Source organism: Sphingopyxis sp. SE2 (assembly GCF_032227185.1).
GTDB lineage: Bacteria > Pseudomonadota > Alphaproteobacteria > Sphingomonadales > Sphingomonadaceae > Sphingopyxis.
On sequence record NZ_JAPMXW010000001.1, the window covers coordinates 1087709 to 1105089 of the forward strand.

The 17381-nt window shown below is 65.4% G+C and carries 21 protein-coding genes; 15 read left to right on the forward strand and 6 right to left on the reverse strand.

The genetic code is table 11. The annotated features are described in order from the left end of the window. Positions 1-51: 51 nt before the first annotated feature. Both OVY29_RS05100 and OVY29_RS05105 read left to right on the forward strand, forming a co-directional pair. A complete protein-coding gene (locus OVY29_RS05100; RefSeq protein ID WP_037555648.1) occupies positions 52-1182 on the forward strand; it encodes an NAD(P)/FAD-dependent oxidoreductase in 1131 nt (376 codons plus the stop codon). Positions 1183-1269: 87 nt separating this feature from the next. Further along, positions 1270-1446: a YegP family protein gene (locus OVY29_RS05105; protein ID WP_081933099.1), complete on the forward strand. Its 177-nt coding sequence runs from the start codon at positions 1270-1272 to the stop codon at positions 1444-1446. 10 nt (positions 1447-1456) lie between these two features. Here the strand turns inward: OVY29_RS05105 and rnhA are convergent, their stop codons facing one another. The 3 genes from rnhA to ispH form a co-directional block, all read right to left on the reverse strand. Next, positions 1457-1930: a ribonuclease HI gene (rnhA, locus tag OVY29_RS05110; RefSeq protein ID WP_037555650.1), complete on the reverse strand. Its 474-nt coding sequence runs from the start codon at positions 1928-1930 to the stop codon at positions 1457-1459. Further along, positions 1927-2889 carry a homoserine kinase gene (thrB, locus tag OVY29_RS05115; RefSeq protein ID WP_037555817.1) on the reverse strand — a complete coding sequence of 321 codons (963 nt, stop codon included), beginning with the start codon at positions 2887-2889 and terminating at the stop codon, positions 1927-1929. The genes rnhA and thrB overlap by 4 nt, the downstream gene beginning before the upstream one ends. A gap of 267 nt (positions 2890-3156) precedes the next feature. Beyond that, positions 3157-4137: a 4-hydroxy-3-methylbut-2-enyl diphosphate reductase gene (gene ispH, locus OVY29_RS05120; RefSeq protein ID WP_052182274.1), complete on the reverse strand. Its 981-nt coding sequence runs from the start codon at positions 4135-4137 to the stop codon at positions 3157-3159. Between the two features lie 172 nt (positions 4138-4309). Between ispH and OVY29_RS05125 the strand changes: the two genes are divergently transcribed. The 9 genes from OVY29_RS05125 (at position 4310) to tatC (ending at position 11549) form a co-directional block, all read left to right on the forward strand. Then, on the forward strand, positions 4310-4981 hold the full coding sequence (locus tag OVY29_RS05125) for a hypothetical protein (protein ID WP_052182275.1): 672 nt from the start codon (positions 4310-4312) through the stop codon (positions 4979-4981). Between the two features lie 134 nt (positions 4982-5115). Next, entirely contained in the window at positions 5116-6843 is a 1728-nt protein-coding gene (gene argS / locus OVY29_RS05130; RefSeq protein WP_037555651.1) for an arginine--tRNA ligase, read from the forward strand. Next, entirely contained in the window at positions 6843-7577 is a 735-nt protein-coding gene (locus OVY29_RS05135) for an SPOR domain-containing protein (protein ID WP_052182276.1), read from the forward strand. Before argS ends, OVY29_RS05135 begins: the two co-directional genes overlap by 1 nt. A gap of 107 nt (positions 7578-7684) precedes the next feature. Beyond that, positions 7685-8692 carry a beta-N-acetylhexosaminidase gene (gene nagZ, locus OVY29_RS05140; protein WP_037555653.1) on the forward strand — a complete coding sequence of 336 codons (1008 nt, stop codon included), beginning with the start codon at positions 7685-7687 and terminating at the stop codon, positions 8690-8692. Between the two features lie 21 nt (positions 8693-8713). Continuing rightward, positions 8714-9472, forward strand: coding sequence for a segregation and condensation protein A (locus OVY29_RS05145; RefSeq protein WP_037555823.1), 759 nt, complete (start codon positions 8714-8716; stop codon positions 9470-9472). Further along, the gene (gene scpB / locus OVY29_RS05150) at positions 9469-10062 is read left to right on the forward strand and encodes an SMC-Scp complex subunit ScpB (protein ID WP_037555654.1); all 594 of its coding nucleotides are present in this window, start codon (positions 9469-9471) and stop codon (positions 10060-10062) included. The genes OVY29_RS05145 and scpB overlap by 4 nt, the downstream gene beginning before the upstream one ends. A gap of 25 nt (positions 10063-10087) precedes the next feature. Then, a complete protein-coding gene (locus tag OVY29_RS05155; RefSeq protein WP_037555655.1) occupies positions 10088-10321 on the forward strand; it encodes a twin-arginine translocase TatA/TatE family subunit in 234 nt (77 codons plus the stop codon). A gap of 32 nt (positions 10322-10353) precedes the next feature. Then, a complete protein-coding gene (tatB, locus tag OVY29_RS05160) occupies positions 10354-10743 on the forward strand; it encodes a Sec-independent protein translocase protein TatB (protein WP_037555656.1) in 390 nt (129 codons plus the stop codon). Next, positions 10740-11549 carry a twin-arginine translocase subunit TatC gene (gene tatC / locus OVY29_RS05165; RefSeq protein WP_052182277.1) on the forward strand — a complete coding sequence of 270 codons (810 nt, stop codon included), beginning with the start codon at positions 10740-10742 and terminating at the stop codon, positions 11547-11549. Before tatB ends, tatC begins: the two co-directional genes overlap by 4 nt. 16 nt (positions 11550-11565) lie before the next feature. Here tatC and OVY29_RS05170 read toward each other — a convergent pair whose 3' ends face one another. Further along, entirely contained in the window at positions 11566-11694 is a 129-nt protein-coding gene (locus OVY29_RS05170; protein WP_037555657.1) for an entericidin A/B family lipoprotein, read from the reverse strand. Between the two features lie 219 nt (positions 11695-11913). Beyond that, positions 11914-13353 (reverse strand): magnesium transporter, encoded by a 1440-nt coding sequence (gene mgtE, locus OVY29_RS05175; protein ID WP_037555658.1) that lies wholly within the window; start codon positions 13351-13353, stop codon positions 11914-11916. A gap of 157 nt (positions 13354-13510) precedes the next feature. On the opposite strand from mgtE, the gene OVY29_RS05180 reads away from it, so the two are divergent. After that, positions 13511-13957: a peptidylprolyl isomerase gene (locus tag OVY29_RS05180; RefSeq protein ID WP_037555827.1), complete on the forward strand. Its 447-nt coding sequence runs from the start codon at positions 13511-13513 to the stop codon at positions 13955-13957. A gap of 168 nt (positions 13958-14125) precedes the next feature. Here the strand turns inward: OVY29_RS05180 and OVY29_RS05185 are convergent, their stop codons facing one another. Continuing rightward, complete coding sequence (locus OVY29_RS05185) at positions 14126-15262, reverse strand: nitronate monooxygenase (protein WP_313911080.1); 1137 nt, start codon at positions 15260-15262, stop codon at positions 14126-14128. 105 nt (positions 15263-15367) lie between these two features. On the opposite strand from OVY29_RS05185, the gene nadC reads away from it, so the two are divergent. From nadC to OVY29_RS05200, 3 genes are all read left to right on the forward strand, one after another. Beyond that, positions 15368-16216, forward strand: coding sequence for a carboxylating nicotinate-nucleotide diphosphorylase (gene nadC, locus OVY29_RS05190; protein WP_037555660.1), 849 nt, complete (start codon positions 15368-15370; stop codon positions 16214-16216). Further along, positions 16203-16919 (forward strand): ribonuclease T2 family protein, encoded by a 717-nt coding sequence (locus OVY29_RS05195; protein ID WP_037555662.1) that lies wholly within the window; start codon positions 16203-16205, stop codon positions 16917-16919. The genes nadC and OVY29_RS05195 overlap by 14 nt, the downstream gene beginning before the upstream one ends. Positions 16920-17012: 93 nt before the next feature. Beyond that, positions 17013-17237 carry a hypothetical protein gene (locus OVY29_RS05200; protein ID WP_037555664.1) on the forward strand — a complete coding sequence of 75 codons (225 nt, stop codon included), beginning with the start codon at positions 17013-17015 and terminating at the stop codon, positions 17235-17237. The last annotated feature ends 144 nt before the right edge of the window (positions 17238-17381 follow it).

A 17381-nucleotide genomic window follows, 5' to 3' on the forward strand; every position in this document is an offset into this window, starting at 1 on the left:
TTGCGGGCGACGCGGCTTGCATTCCGCGGTCCAGCCGATATGCGGCGGGCCATGACCGACCGGCCGCCCTCCGCCACCGATGTGCTGATCGTAGGCGCCGGTATCGCCGGCGCGAGCCTGGCGGCTGCGCTTGCGCCCTGGCGCCGCGTCGTGCTGGTCGAAGCCGAGGATATACCCGGCTATCACGCCACAGGCCGGTCTGCAGCGTTCTGGCACGAAACCTATGGCGGGGCGGCAGTGCAACCCCTGACGCTGGCTTCGCTGGGGACGCTGCGGAACCCAGATCCGGCCTTTTCTGATCGTGCTTTCCTGTCGCCGCGCTCGGCATTGACGATCGGACGGACATCCGAAGCGGCAGCGGTCGATGCCTTCGTCGCCGAGTTCCGGGCGAAGGGTGTCGATGTCGAGCGCATGTCGGGCGCCGCCGTTGCCTCGAGAGTTCCGGGGCTGCGTTCCGAATGGAGCGAAGCCGCCTATGAGGCGGCGTGTCGGGATATCGACGTCGGCGGCCTCCACGCCGCCTATCTTCGCGCCGCGAAGCGGGCGGGCGCCTTGCTCGCCACCCGCGCGCCGCTGCGCAGTGCCCGCCGCGTCCGCGACGGATGGAGGGTCGCGCTGGGTGAGGAGGAGGTGGACGCAGCGGTGATCGTCAACGCCGCGGGCGCATGGGCCGACACGGTCGCGGCCGCTTGCGGTATCGCGCCGCTCGGGATCCAGCCGTATCGGCGGACAGTTCTGCAGGTTCGTCTCGACGTCGCGGTTCCGGCCGAACTGCCGCTGGTGATCCATGTCGGCGGCCAATTCTATTTCAAGGGCGAAAGTGTCGGGCGTGTATGGCTGAGCCCGCACGACGAGACCCCAAGCATCGCGCATGACGTGGCGCCCGAAGATTGGGACGTCGCAACCGCCATCGAGCGCATGCAATCGGTCGTCGACTGGCCGGTCGCCGCCGTCGAGCGCAAATGGGCGGGGCTGCGTAGCTTCGCCCCCGACCGGATCCCCGTCTTCGGTCCGGATCCCCATGAAGGCCGTTTCATCTGGTGCGCGGGGCAGGGCGGGTTCGGCATTCAGACCGCGCCGGCGATCGCCGGGTTGCTCGCGGCGCAACTGGGAGCGCCGCCGCCACCGGGCGCGATCGGACGGGTCGACCCATTGCCCTTCGCTCCCGCACGCTTCACCTGAGCCGATCTTGTCTTGCACGGCGAAACGAGCGAATTAACATATGTTTAGCCCGCCACCCCCGGCGCGGCGCGACGTGTGGAGGATGGCATGGCCCATTATTTCGAGATCAAGAAGAACAAGGCCGGCGAATTTGTCGCCTATTTCAAATATAACAGCGAGCCGATCTTCTGGACCGAAGGCTATAGCAGCAAAGCCTCCGCGCAAAATGCCATCGACTCGATCCTGAAAAACGGTCCCGGCGCCGAAGTTCGCGAGGCCGAGTGATCTTCAGGGGTTAGCGCGCGGGCGCCCTGCGCGCCCGCGCGACCTCGATCGCGGCATCGCTGGCGAGCTGGTCGGCGAGTTCGTTGTCGCCGTGGCCCGCGTGGCCCTTGACCCAGATCCATTCGACCTTGTGCCGCGCGTTTTCGCTGACCAGCCGCTGCCAAAGATCGGCATTGGCGACGGGCTTTTTGGCGGCCGTTTTCCAGCCGTTCTTCTGCCAGCCGAATATCCATTTGGTGATGCCGTCGCGGACATAGACGCTGTCGGTCGACAACTCGACGTTGCAACTGCGCTTAAGCGCGGCGAGCGCCTCGATCGCGGCCATCAGTTCCATGCGGTTGTTCGTCGTATCGGGCTCGCCCCCCGACAGGGTCTTCACGACGTCGCCCCAGCGCAGCACGGCACCCCAGCCGCCAGGGCCGGGATTGCCCTTGCACGCGCCGTCGGTGGCGACGATCACGGTCTTGCCGGTGCTTGTCGTCATGCGAGCGTGAACAGGTCGGCAGCGTCGGCGGCGCGATAGCGCTGCAGGCGGGCGAGGAAGGGCGAGGGATCCTTGCGCGTGACGAGCGCGTCGGCGGGTGTGTGCACCCAGTCGTGCGCGCGGGTCAGCAGGAAGCGAAGCGACGCGCCGCGCGCAAGCAGGGGCAGGGCGGCAATCTCCGCATCGGTCAGCGCGATTTCGCGAGCATAGCCCCGCATCAGCGCGCGCGCGCGCGCCGGATCGCACGCTTTGCCGTCGGCCGAAAAAGTCCAGGACGCGTGGGTGATGGCAAGATCATAGGCGCGAAAATCGCTCGCGGCGAAATAGAAGTCGATCAAGCCGGTGACGCGATCGCCGAGCATCAGAACATTGTCGGGGAACAGGTCGGCATGGATCACATGCGCCGGCAAACCGGTCGGCCAGTGCCTGTCGAGATGTTCCAGCTCGCCGTCGACGATCGCTTGCAGCCCCGGGAGAACCGCGTCGAGATCGCCCGCCCCCTCGGCCACCGTGCGCCAGTGACGATGGCCCATGCTGTTCTCGCGCGCGCCGGCATAGGTTTCGAGCGCGCGGTGCATCGCGCCGAGCGCCGCGCCGGCGGCTTCGCACTGGCCGGGTGTCGGCTGGGTCAGCGAAATGCCCTGAAGAAACTGGATGACGCAGGCGGCTCGTCCCGAAACCTGCTGGATGGCGACGCCCTCGCAGTCGCGGATCATCGCCGGAACCGGGCAGCTCCGGTTTGCGAGATGGTCGAGCAGATCGACGAAGAAGGGCAGGTCGCCTTCGCTGACGCGCTTTTCGTAAAGCGTCAGGATAAAGCGGCCGCCCGTGGTTTCGAGCAGGAAGTTGCTGTTCTCGACGCCCTCGGCGATGCCCTTGCACGAGACGACGGTGCCGATGTCGTAACGCGCCACCAGCGCCGCAAGGTCGTCGGGCTCGACGTGGGTATAGACCGCCATCGCAGGGTCAAAACCCGCGTATGACGCGATCGAGGCGTCGAAATGGCGAAGATATCGGCTTTGCGTGACCGCCGAAGATGGTGGTTCCATCTTCAAGGGGGCGCGGAGACGAGATCGAAGCCATTTCGATGTCCCGAGGGGATTTGATCGATTTTGTCCACGGCTGCGTCAGCGAGCCTTGGAATATATTCATATGCCTACGTCTCACTTCCTTGCCGTGAACAAAATCGCTTCAAACCTCGACCGCGTCATACGCGGGTTTTGACCCTATGCCGCTTCGAGCCCGCGCGGCAGCTTGAAGATCATATGCTCTTCGGCGGTCACGACGATATCTTCGACGATCGTCCTCACGGCCGCAACGGCGTCGATCACTTCGCGAACCAACGTTTCCGGCGCGCTCGCGCCGGCCGTGATACCGAGCGTTGCAATATCTTCCAGCCAGGCCGGATTGATGTCGCTGCCGCGCTGGACGAGATGGGCGGGGGTGCCGAGCCGCTCGGCCACCTCGACAAGGCGCAGGCTGTTCGAGCTGTTCGGCGCCCCGATCACGATCATACGGTCGCACTGCCCGGCGATCGCCTTCACCGCGTCCTGCCGGTTCGAGGTGGCATAGCAGATATCCTCGCCGCGCGGCCCGCTGATCGCGGGAAATTTGTGCTGAAGCGCCGCTATAATGTCGCGCGTATCGTCGACCGACAGCGTCGTCTGCGTCAGATAGGACAGCATCGCGGGGTCGGCGGGTACGAGCGCGGCGACATCGTCGACCGATTCCACCAGCGTCATCGCGCCTTCGGGAAGCTGGCCCAGCGTGCCGACGACTTCGGGATGGCCCGCGTGTCCGACAAAGACGATATGCCGTCCCGCTTCATGCGCGCGTTCGGCTTGGCGGTGCACCTTCGACACCAGGGGGCAGGTCGCGTCGATATAGTCGAGCCCCCGCAGCTCGGCTTTCGCGGGAACCGCCTTGGGCACGCCATGCGCGCTGAACACGACCGGAACGCCATCGGGAACCTGGTCGAGCGATTCGACGAAAATCGCGCCTTTCGCTTTCAATGAGTCAACGACATAGCGGTTATGCACGATCTCGTGCCGGACATAGACCGGCGCACCATATTTCTGCAGCGCGAGTTCGACGATACGGATCGCGCGATCGACCCCGGCGCAAAAACCGCGCGGCGCGGCGATCAAAACCTTGAGTTCCGCCGCTTCATGGCCGGGCGCAGGCGTCGTCGGGTGGGGTGCGTTCATGATGCGCGCGCTCTAGCGCAGCAAGTCCCACGGGGTAAAGCCGCTTCGTCCCGTCGATTGGTCGTTCTCTTTGTTGCGCCGCGTTCATCGCACCGATAAGAAGCGGCGCGCATGAAGCGGGATCAATCGTCCCGGCACCTGTCAAAGCGCCTGTTTGGAAAGCCCGATTATCATGATGTCCAATTCGTTCCCGTCGCGTAAGTTTCTGACTGTGCTGTGCGGCACGGCAGCCATGGCGACGGCGGCGGGCTGTGCGAAGGACAATGAAATCGAGCTTTCGGGCGGCGTCGGCATCACCGCGACACGCAGCGCGTGTCCGGCGGTCGCTGTGCCGCTGCACACGGGCGATATCACGTTGTTCGATCCCGCGACCAGCCGCGACGCGCGCGCGATCGACGTCGTCGCGGCGATCACCAATGTGACGCCGCAGTGCAACGAAACGGGCGAGAAAGTCTATCAGCTAGCGAGCTTCGAAGTCGTCGCGACGCGGCGCGAGGCCGGACCGGCGCGCACCGTGACGCTGCCCTATTACGCCACGGTGCTCCAAGGCGGGACCGCGGTGGTCGCGAAGCGCCTCGGCAATGTCGCCGTGACCTTCGCCGAGGGGCAGGTGCGCGGCACGGGGCGCGGGCAGGCTTCGGCCTATGTCGACCGCGCCGCCGCCACGCTTCCCGCCGATATTCAGGAACGCATCATGCGCAAGCGCAAGCCGGGGGATCAGGACGCGGCGATCGATCCGCTGAGCCTGCCCGAAGTGCGCGCCGCGGTGCAGCGCGCGAGTTTCGAACTGCTGGTCGGCTTCCAGCTGACGCAGGACCAGCTTGAATATAACGTCCGACGATAATCTCGCGGCGGCGCGGTGGCGCCGTTCGCTTCTTCACGCCCTGCGCGCCGCCCGGTGACGCAGGGCTTTTCGCGTGCGCCAAGCTGGGTTAGGGCGCGCGCAAGCGTTTCTCCGATCCAAGATAGGCCAGTCCCGTGACCCTGTTCAGCCGTTTTTCCGATCATATAGGCGCCGCGCTCGACGCGCTTGTTGCCCAAGGTGCCCTGCCGGACGGCCTCGATCGCGGTGCGATCAGCGTCGAACCGCCGCGCGATCCCGCGCATGGCGATGTCGCCACCAATGCCGCCATGGTGCTCGCGAAGCCTGCGGGAATGAATCCGCGCGCGCTCGCCGACCTGCTTGTTGCCGAACTCGGCAAGCTTGACGAGGTGACCGAAGCAAGCGTCGCCGGCCCCGGCTTCATCAATCTGCGCCTCGCCGACGACAGTTGGCGCGACGAGCTGGCGCTGATCTTCAGCGAAGGTCGCGATTACGGGCGGTCGGCGATGGGGCAGGGGCGGCGCGTCAATGTCGAATATGTTTCGGCGAACCCCACGGGCCCGATGCACGTCGGCCACTGCCGTGGCGCCGTGGTCGGCGACGCGCTCGCCGCGTTGCTCGAATATGCGGGGCACGAGGTGATCCGGGAATATTATGTCAACGACGCCGGGGCGCAGGTCGACGTGCTCGCGCGCTCGGTTCACATGCGCTATCGCGAGGCGCTCGGCGAGGATGTCGGCGCGATCCCCGAGGGACTTTACCCCGGCGATTATCTGAAACCTGTCGCGGGCAAGCTGGCGGCCGAATATGGCGACCGCTTCGTCGATGCGCCCGAAAGCGCGTGGCTCGGCCTGTTCCGCGCCGAGGCAGTCAGCGCGATGATGGACATGATCCGCGCCGATCTCGCCAAGCTCGGCATCCATCACGACCTCTTCTCTTCGGAAGCGGAGCTCCAGGCCGAGGGCAAGCCCGCCGCCGCCGAAAAATGGCTGCGCGACCATGATCTCGTCTACGACGGCCTGCTCGAAGCGCCGAAGGGCGAAACGCCCGAGGATTGGGAGCCGGTCGAACTGCCGCTGTTCCGCTCCACGCGCTTCGGCGACGATCAGGATCGTCCGATCAAAAAGTCCGATGGCAGCTGGACCTATTTCGGCGCCGATCTCGCCTATCACTACGAGAAGAGCCGGAATGCCGACGAGCTAATCGACATATGGGGCGCAGACCATGCCGGCACGGTCAAGCGGATCAAGGCCGCGGTCGCCGCGCTGACGGACGGTAAGACCCGTTTCGACGTCAAGCTGGTGCAGATGGTCCGCCTGCTCAAAAATGGCGAACCGTTCAAGATGTCGAAACGCGCGGGCAATTTCGTCACGCTCGCCGATGTCGTCGACGAAGTCGGCAAGGATGCGGTGCGTTTCACCATGCTGACGCGCAAGGCCGACGCGCAGATGGACTTCGACTTTGCCAAGGTGGTCGAGGCATCGCGCGACAATCCGGTCTGGTATCTGCAATATGCCAACGCCCGGATTTCGCGCCTGCGCAAGAAGGCGGCCGAGGCGGGGATCGACCTGCCAGCGCCGGCTCCGGCACGGCTTGGCGCGCACGAATTGGGGCTGATCAAGCTGCTCGCCCAATTCCCGCGCACTGTTGAGGCGGCCGCGTCGGCGCGTGAGCCGCACCGGATCGCTTTCTATCTGGCCGACGTCGCCGCGGCGTTCCACGCTTGGTATAATCTGGGCAATGACGACCCGTCAGCGCGGATCGTGGTCGACAATGACCCCGAACTGACCGCGACGCGCCTTTATTTGGCCGACGGAATAGGGCAGGTTATCCGCAACGGGCTCTTCCTGATGGGGGTCGAGGCGCTCGAGGAGATGAATTGATGGTCGAGGGAAAGGATGCGGGGCAGGGCGACGCGGGGCTGGGTCTCGATGATGAAGACCGGCTCCCCTGGCTTGAAGCGGCCGACGGGTTCGAGGAAGATGGCGAGGTTTCGCCGGTGCGCCTGCTCGTCATGGTGCTCGGCGGGCTGCTTCTGATCGGAGCGGTTCTCGGCGGCCTGTGGTGGATCCAGAATGGCGGCGCGCGCGGCAACGGCGAGCTGATCGCGGCGCAGCAGGGCGATTACAAGGTCGCGCCCGAGACTGACGGCGCAAAGACCTTCGAGGGCGAAGGCGACGCAGCTTTTTCCGCCAGCGAGGGGGCGGAACCCGCGGGCAAGGTCGATCCGGCGCGCATGCCCGAAGAGCCTGCCGTGACGCCGGCAAAGCGTCAGGCGGCCGCCAAGAAAGCGGCCCCGGCCCTGACCAAGGCCGCTCCTCAGGAGAAAGCGAAGCGGGTCGCGCTGGCCAAAACCGCCGAAGCCAAGCCTTCGGCGTCGGGTTCGGCGATGATCCAGATCGGCGCCTTCAGCAGCGAGGGCGCCGCCGCCAAGGCATGGACCAACCTGTCGAAACGTTTCGCCTATCTGGCCGAACTCAATAGATCGATTTTACCCGCCAAGGTCGGCGACGATACCGTCTATCGCTTGCGCGTGTCGGCAGGAACGGCCGCCAATGCGGCGAATTTATGCGGAAAATTACGCGTTGCCGGTGAAAATTGCGTCGTCGTCCGCTGATTCGGCCCGCTTGGCCGCAGACTCCGTTGGTGCGCCCCGGTCCTTATGGCATATTCTTGTCTTGGCTGCTGCCTGAGGGGGCGGCTGCCGATGGAGTTTGATGGACGATGATACCGGCTATTTTCGGCCTGTCGGGCTTGGCCCTCACCGACGATGAGCGCGCCTTTTTCCGCGACAGCGACCCGGCAGGATATATTCTGTTCGGGCGCAACATCGAAAATCGCGACCAGTTGCGGCGCCTGACCGACGAGCTTCGTAGTCTCGACGGCCGCGCCAACCTGCCGATCCTGATCGATCAGGAAGGCGGGCGCGTGGCGCGGATGAAGTCGCCTGAATGGCCGCCTTTCCCGAGCGGCGCGGCGTTCGACGCCCTGTATGACCGCGCCCCCGCCAGCGCGATCGAAGCGGCGCGGCTCAACGCGATGGCGCTCGCTGCCATGCTTTCCGAGGTGGGCATTACCGTCGACTGCCTGCCGCTGCTCGACGTCCGCCAGCCGGGGGCCAGCGATGTCATCGGCGATCGCGCGCTCGGCAGCGAACCGATGCGCGTCGCCGCGCTTGGCCGCGCGATCCTCGGCGGATTGCAGGCGGGCGGCGTCGTCGGCATCGTCAAGCATATCCCCGGCCACGGCCGCGCGCTGCTCGACACCCATGAGGCGCTGCCGACGGTGACCGCGTCGGATCGCGACCTGCAGACCGATCTCGCGCCGTTCGCGGCGCTCCGCGACGCCGCGATGGCGATGACCTGCCACGTCATTTTCGAAGCCTGGGACCCCGACCGGCCCGCGACGCTGTCGCCTATCGTCATCGACAATATCATTCGTCAGCGCATCGGTTTCCACGGTTTGCTGATGACCGACGACCTCGACATGAAAGCGCTGTCGGGCGACGTGCCGTCGCGCGCCGCCGATGCGATCGCCGCAGGCTGCGACATCGCGCTCAATTGCTGGGCGAGAATGGACGACATGATTGGCATAGCGAATGCGCTCGACCCGATCAGCACGGTGTCGCTCGCGCGGCTGGAGGGCGCGATGGACCGAATTTCGGGCGACAGCGACGGCCGCGAATTCGCGATGCTGGTCGATCAGCGCGACGCGCTGCTGGCGACGGCCTGATCGCCGGTGGAGGCGTTGCCGCTGGATTTCGAGATCGTACCGGCGGCGCCCGAGCGCGAGGATGCGTTGCAGCTTTCGCTGGAAAGCTGGGAGGGGCCGCTCGATCTGCTTCTGGCGCTCGCGCGGAGCCAGAAGGTCGACCTCAAGCAGATTTCGATCCTTGCGCTGGTCGAACAATATCTGACCTTCATCGCCGAGGCGCGCGAACTCAAGCTGGAAGTCGCGGCCGACTATCTGGTGATGGCGGCGTGGCTTGCCTACCTCAAGTCGGCGCTGTTGCTGCCCAAAGATCCGCTCGAGGATCCGTCGCCGGACGAGCTGGCGCTGCGCCTGCAACTGCGCCTGCAGCGGCTCGCGGCGATGCGCGACGCGGCCGCGCGGCTGCTCGCGCGCGACCGGATCGGCCGCGACGTCTTTCTGCGCGCAAAGCCGGAGGGGCTGCGCGACATCAAGGTGCGCCGCTGGGATGCGAGCCTTTATGACCTTCTCGCTGCCTATGGGCAGGTCAAGCTGCGCGCCGAACCCGTCGTGCATATGGTGTCGCGTCGCCCGGTGATCACACTCGACGCCGCGCTGCACCATCTGCAGCGGATGCTGGGGGTAAAGCTTGACTGGGCCGAACTCGCCGATTTCCTGCCGCCCGACTATGACGGCCCGCTGCGCCGGTCGGCGATCGCGTCGAGTTTCGTCGCCGCGCTCGAACTGGCGCGGCAGGGGCGGGTCGAGCTGAAACAGGAAGGCGCCTTCGAACCACTTTATTTGAAAGCCGCAGGGGTATGATCGACGATCTTGAACGCGCGATAGAAGCGATGATTTTCGCCAGCGACGAACCGCTCGATGCGCGGCAGGTCGCCGGGCGGCTTGGCGACCAAATGACGCCCGGACAGGTGAAGGCGATCATCGAAACCATCGCGCAGCGCCATGCGGGAAGCGGGATCGAGCTCGTCGAGCGCGGTGGCCATTGGCATTTTCAGACGCCCGCCGACCTTGCGCATCTTTTGCGCCGCGAACGCGACGATCCGCGAAAATTGTCGCGTGCCGCCGCCGAGGTGCTGGCGATCATCGCCTATCACGAGCCCGTCAGCCGCGCCGAAATCGAGGCGATCCGGGGCGTTCAGACCTCCAAGGGAACGCTCGACGTGCTGATGGAGGCCGAATGGGTCATGCCCGCCGGGCGCCGCGAAGTTCCGGGGCGGCCGCTGATCTACAAGACGACCGACGCTTTCCTGCAACATTTCGGCCTCACCAGCCGCAAGGACCTGCCGGGAATCGAGGATTTGCGTGCGGCGGGTCTGCTCGACCCGGTCGATCTCGCTTTCGAGGAAGCGATGGGCGAACTGGACCTAGTAAAAGACGGTGAAGAGGCTTAGATGAGCCCTTCAAGGAGAATTTGAGATGGGTAGCTTCAGCATCTGGCACTGGCTCGTGGTCGGGATTCTTGTCCTGCTGCTGTTCGGCAAGGGCCGCTTTTCCGACATGATGGGCGACGTCGCCAAGGGCATCAAAAGCTTCAAGAAGGGCATGTCGGAAGACGATACGCCGACCCCCGCGCCGAAGCAGATCGAGGGCCAGCGCGCGCCCGACGCCACCCCGGTTTCGACCCCGACGGCCGAGCGCGACAAGCTCTGATCGCAGTCCGCTTGCGGGGGAAGTTTTAGGTCATGTTCGATGTTGCGCCCACCGAGTTGCTGCTCGTCGTGGTGGTGGCCCTGGTCGTTATCGGCCCCAAGGACCTTCCCAAGGCGATGCGTTTCGTCGGCAAATGGATGGGGAAGGCGCGCGGGATGGCGCGCCATTTCCGTGCCGGGCTCGACACGATGATGCGCGAGGCCGAACTCGAGGAACTCGAGAAGCAGTGGCGCGAGCAGAATGAGGCGATTATGCGCGAGTTTCCGCGCATCGACGATGTGAACGTATCTCCAACGCCAACGCCCGCCTCGACGCCGGCGGTGGAGGCCAAGCCCCCAACCGAGATCGATACCGACGGGGCGGCTGCCGCCAACCCTCCCGAAACGCATGCGGTGCCGCCCAAGGACGGCCCGTTGCCATGACCGAGGAAACGGCGTCTACTGCCGGGGACGAGGATGGCGGCGGCGGCAAGATGCCGCTCCTCGATCATCTGATCGAACTGCGCTCGCGCCTGTTGAAGTCGCTTCTGGCAATCGGTCTCGCCTTCGGGGTTTGCCTCTATTATGCGAAGCCGATCTTCGGCATTCTGGTCCAGCCGCTCGTGCGCGCGGGGCAGGGCAAGCTGATATACACCCAGCTGTTCGAGGCCTTTTTCGTCGAGATCAAGGTCGCTTTGTTCGCGGCGACAATGATCGCCTTTCCGGTGATCGCCAACCAGCTCTGGAAATTCGTCGCGCCGGGGCTTTATCGCAAGGAAAAGCGCGCGCTGCTGCCTTTCCTGCTCGCGACCCCGGTGCTGTTTGCGATCGGTGCGAGCTTCGCCTATTTCATCACCATTCCGATCGCGCTCAAATTCCTGCTCGGATATCAGGGCGACATCGGCGGAATTACGCAGGAAGCGCTGCCGTCGGTCGGCAATTATCTGAGCTTTACGATGCAGTTCATCATGGCGTTCGGCATCGCCTTCCTGCTGCCGATCCTGTTGATGCTGATCGAACGGTCGGGGCTGGTGACGCGCGAGCAGCTCGTGTCGGCGCGCCGTTATATGATCGTCGCGGCCTTTGCGATCGCCGCGGTGTTCACACCGCCCGACATCCTCAGTCAGCTGTTACTGGCGGTGCCGCTCGTATTTCTCTACGAAATGTCGCTCTTTGCGATCTGGTTTACCCAGCGCCGACGCAAAACAGGCGCCGAAGAGGCGCCTGTCGAGCCTCTCGAAGAGGCTTAGGGTAAGATCCTTCAGATCAGTCGATCGCGTCGCTGCCGGCCTGACCGACCGATTCGATATCCCGGCCGACACCCTTCACCGTGTTGCAACCAGCGACCAGAAAGCTGGCAAGCAGGGTAAGAAGGATAATACGAACACTCGACATTCTTCACCTCATCAGAATTGAGCGCAAAATGGCCCGGCACGCTTCGAGGGGGGGGAGGGAATGCGAGCCGGGCCAATGTTGCTGAGCAGCGCTGCGGGGGGGCGATGACCGCTGCTCGAATAGGAAACGACCGATGCGGCCGATAAGTTCCCGAAAAAAATCGCAGGCATGAAATTTTTTTCGCCGCTTTTGAATCGCTCGGATTTCAGCGGCTTGGCTTCAAAGCGTGGTGAGTCCGCTGAGCACGGCGAGGCCCAGAAAGGCCAGGAAACCCATGGAATCGGTCGTCATCGTCACGAATATCGAGCTGGCGACCGCGGGATCCTGATCGACACGGTCGAGCAGCAGGGGGATTGCGACCCCCGCGACCCCGGCGACGAAGATATTCACGATCATTGCCGCGGCGATCACGCCGCCGAGCATCGGGTTGCCGAACCAGAGCGCCGTCGCAGTGCCGGCGATGAGCGCAATCGTGCCGCCGTTGAGCAGCGCGATCTTCATTTCGCGCCAGATCGCGCGCCAGCTGTTCGAATCGGTGAGCTGGTTCATCGCGAGGGCGCGCACCGTCACCGCCAGTGTCTGCGTCCCGGCGTTGCCGCCAACCCCCGCGACAATCGGCATCAGCGCCGCGAGCGCGACCATATGTTCGATCGCGCCGCCGAACAGGCCGACGATCGTCGAGGCGACGAGTGCGGTGCCGAGGTTGGCGACGAGCCAGCGCACGCGCGCGCTGTACGTCTCGCGGATCGGCTCGTTGATGTCGCCGTCGCCGGCGCCCGACAGGCGGAGAATATCCTCGCCCGCCTCTTCCTGGATGATGTGGACAACATCGTCGACCGTGATCATGCCGACGAGGCGCCCCGCCTTGTCGACGACGGCGGCCGAGATCAGCGCATATTTCTGAAAGCGTAGCGCGACCTCTTCCTGATCCATATCGACCGGGATCAGCGTCTGTTCGCGCTTCATCACGTCACCGATCGCGATGTCGCGCGGAGTGCGCAATATCCAGCTCAGCTGGCAGGTGCCGACCGGGCGGTGCATCGGATCGACGACGAAGATTTCCCAGAAATCGCTGGCAAGCTCAGTATCTTCACGAAGGCGGTCGATGACATCGCCGACGGTCACATGTTCGGGCACTGCGACCAGGTCGCGCTGCATCAGGCGGCCCGCCGATTCCTCGGGGAAGGACAGCGCGTCCTCGATCGCGGCGCGATCCTCGGGCTCCATCGCCTGAAGGACGGCCTGCTGCTCGTCCTCCTCCATATCCTCGATGATCGCGACCGCGTCGTCGGTGTCGAGTTCGGAGGCGAGTTCGGCCACTTGCTCCGGCGCGAGAAGATCGATCAATTCTTCGCGAACATAATCGTTCATTTCCGCGAGCACGTCGGCGGAAAGCATGTCGCCAAGCACCGCGGCGAGCATCGGACGCTCGTCGGTGCGCGCGAGTTCGAACAGATCGGCGATGTCGGCGGGATGGAGGCGGCCCACGCGCTCGCGCGCGGCCTCTCCCTCGCCGGCCTCGGCAAGTTCGATCACGTCGCGGACGAATTCGGGTTTCAGCCGATCATCCTCGTCGAGTTCGGTTTCGGGCTCGCGGCTGAGGGCATCGTCAACAATCGCCATATCATCAGGCGGCAGGGAATCTTCGCGTTTGTCCATCGCGCGGTCCTCCCTGGTCTTGCGGCGTCCGAGCCTTCCCCTAGAGCGGCCATGCTCCGATGGCAACGCCGTGACGGACCCTTTCGGCATTTAGAGCGTGGCCTTGGGCGCCGCGTCCGTCTATGGCACCGCCAAACCCGACCATAGGAGTAACAATATGTCCGAAACCCTCACGCTTTCGCTGTCGACCGGCGATGTCGTCATCCGCTTGCGTCCCGACCTCGCCCCGCAGCATGTCGAGCGCATCACCAGCCTTGCGAAGGAAGGCTTTTACGACGGCGTCGTGTTCCACCGCGTGATCCCCGGCTTCATGGCCCAGGGCGGCGACCCGACGGGCACCGGCATGGGTGGGAGCAAGCTGCCGGACCTGCCGCAGGAATTTAGCAGCGAGCCGCATGTCCGTGGCGTTTGCTCGATGGCGCGCGCGCAGAATCCGAACAGCGCCAACAGCCAGTTCTTCATCTGCTTCGAAGATGCGCGTTTCCTCGACAACCAGTATACCGTCTGGGGCGAAGTCACCGAAGGCATGGAAAATGTCGATGCGCTGCCCAAGGGCGAGCCGCCGCGCGAGCCCGGCAAGATCGTCAAGGCGACCGTTTCGTAATCGACGACCGCAATCCTCCCTGTGCCGCAGGTATGGGGAGGGGGACCATCGGGAGGATGGTGGAGGGGCTGCGAGCATCGCGAGCGCTTCGCGCTCTGCCCCTCCGTCAGCCGCGATGCGGCTGCCACCTCCCCATCGCTGCGCGACAGGGAGGATCAACGACGCGAGCTAGTCGCCGATAAAGCCGTTGAGTCGTTCGCAGGCCGCGACCCAGTCTTCCTTGAATGCCTGCACGACCTGCCCGGCGCCCATCGCCTCGTTCATCAGGCCGACACCCTGACCGACCCAATAGGTCGCGAGCGCCTTGGCGCCTTCGTGGCCGCCTTCGGACAATTTATCGACCTTGCGCAGCGCGGGTTCGCTGACCAGCGACTGGAGCGGCATCGGCAAGGGTTTGGGCGCCCCCTCGGCCTCCCACGCGTCGGTCCATGGCGAGCGGAGCTGGCGTGACGGCTTGCCGGTGCGGCTTTTCGAGCGCACGGTGTCGCGCGCCGAGGCGGCGAGCATCTTTTCCTTCACGACCGGGTTGGTTTCGGCCTCGGCAGTGGTGAGCCACACCGATCCGCACCAAGCGCCGTGCGCGCCCATCGCCATCGCCGCCGCCATCTGGCGCCCGGTGACGATGCCGCCCGCGGCGAGGATCGGCGTGCTCGCGCCGATCGCCTCGACCGCCGCCGCCACTTCAGGCACGAGCACCATCGTCGCGACCTCGCCGCAATGGCCGCCCGCTTCGCCGCCCGCGACGACAAGGATGTCGACGCCCGCGCGAACCTGCGCCAGCGCATGGTCGCGCGTCCCGACGAGCGCGGCGACCGGGACATTGTGGCGCTTGCCGAGCTCGAGCATCAGCGGTGGCGGGACGCCGAGCGCATTGGCGATCAGCTTGATCGGGTGGCGGAAGGCGACTTCGAGAAGTCTGGCCGCGCCGTCTTCGTGCATATTGTCGCCGAAGCTTTGGCGCGTTTCCATCGCTGCCTCGAGCCCCGCGGCATCGACGTCGAACTTGCCGAGCAGGTCGGCGGCGAATTGCAGATGGGTTTCGGGCACCTTCGCGACGCCCGACGAGGGGGCGTCGCCTTTGCCCGCGAAGCTGTTGGGGACGATCAGGTCGACGCCATAGGGGCGACCGCCGATATGCTCGTCGATCCATGCGAGTTCCTCTTCGAGCCGTTCGGGCGGTAGTGCGGCGGCGCCGAAGACGCCCATGCCGCCCGCTTTCGACACGGCGACGACGACGTCGCGGCAGTGCGAGAAGGCGAGGAGGGGGAATTCGATGGCGAGCATCGCGCAGATGGGGGATTGCATGGGACCTCTCCGAAGTTGGCAAAGTTGCCGCGTGGCGTGCATGTCAGCGCCAGTTGACGTAAACGTCAAGTTGATTTGCTCGGCGGGCGGATTATCGCGGGGGACATGACCCAGTTCACGCTCCCCGATTTCGACCTTGATGCCTTTGTCCGCGCCACTTTGGCCGAGGATCTGGGCGCGGGGGGCGACATTACCTCGATGGCGACGATCCCCGCCGACGCGCGCTTCGGCGGAGTGATGGACAGCCGCGATGCGATCATCGTGGCGGGGCTGCCGATCGCCGAGCGATTCTTTCGCGCGCTCGAACCCGGCATGGAGATCGCGATACTGGTCGAAGAAGGCGCCGAAGTTGCCGCGGGAAGCGACCTGATGCGCTTGTCGGGCAATGCGCGCGCGATGCTGACCGCCGAGCGGTCGGCGCTCAACACGGTGCAGCATCTGTCGGGGATCGCGACGATGACGCGCCAATATGTCGATGCGCTGACGGGTACCGGCGCGACCTTGCTCGACACGCGCAAGACGATCCCGGGGCTTCGCGTGCTCGAGAAATATGCGACGCGGATGGGCGGCGCGAAGAATCATCGCATGGGTCTGTGGGATGCCGCGATGATCAAGGACAATCATGTCGCGGTCGCGGGATCGGTCGAGGAGGCCGTGCGGCGCGCGGTCGACGCGGGAATCGCCGACATCATCGTCGAGGTCGATCGCGTCGCGCAGGTCGAACCCGCGCTGAACGCCGGCGCGACGCATCTGTTGCTCGACAATATGGGGCTCGACGAACTCCGCCAGTGCGTCGCGCTCGTCGGCGGCAAGGTCCCGACCGAGGCGTCAGGCGGCGTGCGGCTCGACACGATCCACGATATCGGCGCGACGGGAGTGACCTATGTCTCGGTCGGGCGACTGACGCAGTCGGCGCCCGCGGCGGACATCGGCCTCGACTTTGCGCTGGCTTAGCGCCGCCGCGCTGGCGCTGATGCCGGTCGCGGCGCAGGCGCAGGCGCTGTCCTGCTCGGTGCCCGACCGCATCCCGGTCCCGCGGCTCGAACAGCCGCGCCGGGGCGAGCCGGTGCGCAAACCCCCGATCACCGGCTATCTGCTGGCCATGAGCTGGTCGCCGCAACATTGCGCCGACGTGCGCAATCCCAAGGGCGCGCGCGATGCTTTCCAATGTTCGGGCGAGAACGGCCGTTTCGGCTGGGTGCTCCATGGGCTGTGGCCCGAGACCGACAGTCGCGGCTATCCGCAATGGTGCCGCCCGGCGAAGATCGTGCCGCAGCCGGTGCTGAGGAAGCATCTGTGCATGACGCCGTCGGCGCAGCTTCTCCAGCACGAATGGGCGAAGCACGGGACGTGCATGAGCCCGCACCCCGCGGCCTATTTCCGCTCGGCCGAAATATTGTTCGGTGCGGTGCGCTTTCCCGACATGAAGGCGCTCGCCGCGAAACCGCAGACCGCGGGCAGCATCCGCCGCGCCTTTGCCGCCGCCAATCGCGGCGTGACGGCGCCGATGATTGCGGTGTCGGTCGGCCGCGAGGGTTGGCTCGACGAAGTGCGGCTTTGCCTGGGACCGCGCATGAAGCCCGCGCGGTGCAAGCCGTTCCAGGCGGGGGCGAAAGAGGGGCGCCGCGTGCGCGTGCGGCCGATGGCCGGAGGTTAAGCCGCGAGGGAAAAGCGTCCCGCCATGGGACGGCCCGGACGTTAACACTCTTTTAACCTTACCGATCCGTTAACATCGCCCTAGCTTCGGGGCATGGACTCGGACGATCATATCGACATTCGCGAGCGCGTGCGGGCGCATGGCGTGCGGCAACTGGCGATCGCACGGCTCAACGCACCGGCGGACTGGCAGGGCGAATTGCGCGCGGCGCTCGCGGCGCACCGCGAACCGGTCACGATCTGGTCGAACAATGACTTGCGGCTGTTTCTGCAGAGCTTTGCGGTTTTCTTTACCGCGACGATGATGTTCTTGATTTGAGGACGGGTTTCGAGCGGAACTAGCCGTCGCCCCCGCGAAGGCGGGGGCCGCTAGCGGGCTTACACGGAGGCGCTGCGTAAATCGACAGCGGCCCCCGCCTTCGCGGGGGCGACGGTTAAAGGCGGCGTCCGCTCCCCAGCCCTA

Excerpts from the sequence above, each read along its gene's own strand:
- OVY29_RS05105 (WP_081933099.1), top strand. The coding sequence starts at position 1,270 with ATGGCCCATTATTTCGAGATCAAGAAGAACAAGGCCGGCGAATTTGTC.
- OVY29_RS05100 (WP_037555648.1), top strand. The coding sequence starts at position 52 with ATGACCGACCGGCCGCCCTCCGCCACCGATGTGCTGATCGTAGGCGCC.
- OVY29_RS05125 (WP_052182275.1), top strand. The coding sequence starts at position 4,310 with ATGATGTCCAATTCGTTCCCGTCGCGTAAGTTTCTGACTGTGCTGTGC.
- thrB (WP_037555817.1), bottom strand. The coding sequence starts at position 2,889 with ATGGCGGTCTATACCCACGTCGAGCCCGACGACCTTGCGGCGCTGGTG.
- scpB (WP_037555654.1), top strand. The coding sequence starts at position 9,469 with ATGATCGACGATCTTGAACGCGCGATAGAAGCGATGATTTTCGCCAGC.
- nadC (WP_037555660.1), top strand. The coding sequence starts at position 15,368 with ATGACCCAGTTCACGCTCCCCGATTTCGACCTTGATGCCTTTGTCCGC.
- OVY29_RS05135 (WP_052182276.1), top strand. The coding sequence starts at position 6,843 with ATGGTCGAGGGAAAGGATGCGGGGCAGGGCGACGCGGGGCTGGGTCTC.
- OVY29_RS05200 (WP_037555664.1), top strand. The coding sequence starts at position 17,013 with ATGGACTCGGACGATCATATCGACATTCGCGAGCGCGTGCGGGCGCAT.
- mgtE (WP_037555658.1), bottom strand. The coding sequence starts at position 13,353 with ATGGACAAACGCGAAGATTCCCTGCCGCCTGATGATATGGCGATTGTT.
- tatC (WP_052182277.1), top strand. The coding sequence starts at position 10,740 with ATGACCGAGGAAACGGCGTCTACTGCCGGGGACGAGGATGGCGGCGGC.
- rnhA (WP_037555650.1), bottom strand. The coding sequence starts at position 1,930 with ATGACGACAAGCACCGGCAAGACCGTGATCGTCGCCACCGACGGCGCG.
- ispH (WP_052182274.1), bottom strand. The coding sequence starts at position 4,137 with ATGAACGCACCCCACCCGACGACGCCTGCGCCCGGCCATGAAGCGGCG.
- OVY29_RS05155 (WP_037555655.1), top strand. The coding sequence starts at position 10,088 with ATGGGTAGCTTCAGCATCTGGCACTGGCTCGTGGTCGGGATTCTTGTC.
- OVY29_RS05170 (WP_037555657.1), bottom strand. The coding sequence starts at position 11,694 with ATGTCGAGTGTTCGTATTATCCTTCTTACCCTGCTTGCCAGCTTTCTG.
- OVY29_RS05185 (WP_313911080.1), bottom strand. The coding sequence starts at position 15,262 with ATGCAATCCCCCATCTGCGCGATGCTCGCCATCGAATTCCCCCTCCTC.
- OVY29_RS05180 (WP_037555827.1), top strand. The coding sequence starts at position 13,511 with ATGTCCGAAACCCTCACGCTTTCGCTGTCGACCGGCGATGTCGTCATC.
- tatB (WP_037555656.1), top strand. The coding sequence starts at position 10,354 with ATGTTCGATGTTGCGCCCACCGAGTTGCTGCTCGTCGTGGTGGTGGCC.
- nagZ (WP_037555653.1), top strand. The coding sequence starts at position 7,685 with ATGATACCGGCTATTTTCGGCCTGTCGGGCTTGGCCCTCACCGACGAT.